We start from the raw sequence: 2,175 nt of genomic DNA on the forward strand, positions 1-2,175 counted from the left end.
CGCGGGGCAGCCGAGACGCCGCCGCTGGCCAGCGGCGAATGGCCGCGTGGACGCCGCCGGGCCGCCGGCGTGACGCCGACGGCCCAGCGGCCGGGGAGCGCTCAGCGCACGCCGAGCAGGTCCACCACGAAGACGAGCGTCTCGTTCGGCTTGATGACGCCGCCGGCGCCGCGGGCGCCGTAGCCCAGGTGCGGCGGGATGGTGAGCCGGCGCCGGCCGCCCACCTTCATGCCGATCACGCCCTGGTCCCAGCCGGCGATGACCTGGCCGCCGCCGAGCGGGAACTCGAACGTCTCGCCCCGGTTCCACGAGGCGTCGAACTCGCGGCCGGTCGAGTGCGCCACGCCCACGTAGTGCACGCTGGCCAGCTGGCCCGGGCGGGCCTCCGGGCCGTCGCCGACCGTGATGTCCTCGATGACGAGATCGGCGGGCGGCGCGCCCTCGATCGGGCCAACCTCGGGCTTGTCCATGAGCGGGTCTCCTCGGTGCTGACGGTGTGGTCACCGTCGATCCTGCCCGATCGCGACCGGCCGATACCCGCCGGTCCCCGCCACGGCGCGGCGGGGACGTACGACCGGGCGGGCGCCGCCTGTCGGCGACGCCCGCCCGGGGCGACCTGCTCTCGGTGACCTCACTTCAGCCAGGGGAGGCGCTGGACCAGGGGGAGCTTCGCCCAGGCGCGGCCGAGGCCGAGGGTGTTGCCGGCGCCGACCAGAGCCAGACCGGCGAGCAGGCCCGCGTAGATGAGGTGGTCGTCCATGAAGGGGTTGTTCTCGGGAGGCAGCACCGCGGTCCACATCAGGACCAGGAGCAGCCCACCGGTGACGGCGGCGACCCGGGTGCCGATGCCGAGCAGCAGGGCCACACCGATGCCGAGCAGGCCGAGCATGAACAGCCAGTCCGCCCAGGCCGCGCCGGCGATGTCGTGGTAGACGTCGGCGAACGGGCCGGCCACGGCGTTGCCCAGGAAGCCCTTGGTCGGGCTGCCGCCGTTGATCCAGGCGTTCTTCGCCGGGGTCTCGTGCCCCAGGCCGAACATCTTGTCGAGGAAGGCCCAGAGGAAGGTCCAGCCCAGGGCGAGCCGCAGCCCGGCCCAGACGTACCGGGTGGCCTTCTGGCGGGGGGTCTCGGCCGCCGGAGCGATGGTGGCGGCGGGGGTCCGCTCGATTGTCGCGGTCATGGTCTCCACGTCCCTTCTGTGCCTCGCACCGCGTTCCCGGTGGCACCTTCATTCCACTCCCCGGCGGTGGTCGGCAGCAGGGCCGACGGTGCCCTCGGGACCGGGTCCTTGGTCCCGTCCCGACCCGGTCCGGAGGGCCCCCGGCGGACCGGTCCGCCGCCTCTGCCCGGGCGCCCGCCGGCGGCCTAGCGTCGCTGGTGCAGGCCCGGCACGAGGAGGTCGTGATGAGGACGTGGCAGGTGGCCGACGTGATGACCAGGGACGTCGCGACGGTGGGCGAGGACACCCCGTACCGCGACATCGTCGACGTGCTGGTCCGGGAACGGGTCAGCGGGGTCCCGGTGGTGGACGCGTTCCACCGCGTGCTCGGGGTTGTCTCCGAGGCGGACCTGCTGCACAAGGTGGAGCGGTCCGGCCACCCGGACGAGCGGCGGGTCTTCGCGGGGCGGCGACGGCGTGCCGCGCGGGAGAAGGCGGGCGCGCTGGTGGCCCGGGACCTGATGACCGCGCCGGCGGTCACCACCCACGGGCGGGCGTCGCTGGCGGCGACGGCACGGCTGATGGACCGCGAGGCGGTCAAGCGCCTGCCCGTCCTCGACGACCTGGGCCGGTTGGCCGGCATCGTGACCCGGGGCGACCTGCTCCGGGTGCACCTGCGCACCGACGCGGAGATCCGCGAGGACGTGGTGCACGAGGTGCTGCGTCGGGTGCTCTCCGTCCGGGACGGCCTGGTCACGGTCCAGGTCCGCGGCGGAGAGGTCACCATGGACGGACGACTGGACCGGCGCAGCGCCGTCGACCTCGCCGGCCGCCTGGCGGGCCAGGTCGCCGGCGTGGTCGCGGTCCACAACGCCGTCGGGTACGACGTGGACGACACCACCCTGATGGAGCTGGACCCGGTGCACGCCACCCCGATCGCCTGAGCGCCCCCGGCCCGGGCCCCGCCGACCCCGGCGGGGCCCGTGGCGCGTCCGGGTCCGGGCCGGGGCCGAAGG

The 2,175-nt window shown here is 75.1% G+C and carries 3 protein-coding genes; 1 reads left to right on the forward strand and 2 read right to left on the reverse strand.

All coding sequences use genetic code 11. The features are described from left to right. Positions 1–101: 101 nt before the first annotated feature. Complete coding sequence (locus tag HUW36_RS31425; protein WP_091574174.1) at positions 102–470, reverse strand: FKBP-type peptidyl-prolyl cis-trans isomerase; 369 nt, start codon at positions 468–470, stop codon at positions 102–104. A gap of 161 nt (positions 471–631) precedes the next feature. Beyond that, the gene (locus tag HUW36_RS31430) at positions 632–1,189 is read right to left on the reverse strand and encodes a DoxX family membrane protein (RefSeq protein ID WP_174531392.1); all 558 of its coding nucleotides are present in this window, start codon (positions 1,187–1,189) and stop codon (positions 632–634) included. A 215-nt stretch (positions 1,190–1,404) separates the two neighbouring features. On the opposite strand from HUW36_RS31430, the gene HUW36_RS31435 reads away from it, so the two are divergent. Next, entirely contained in the window at positions 1,405–2,103 is a 699-nt protein-coding gene (locus tag HUW36_RS31435) for a CBS domain-containing protein (RefSeq protein ID WP_174531393.1), read from the forward strand. The last annotated feature ends 72 nt before the right edge of the window (positions 2,104–2,175 follow it).

The organism is Micromonospora maritima (genome assembly GCF_902825405.1).
Lineage (GTDB): Bacteria > Actinomycetota > Actinomycetes > Mycobacteriales > Micromonosporaceae > Micromonospora > Micromonospora maritima.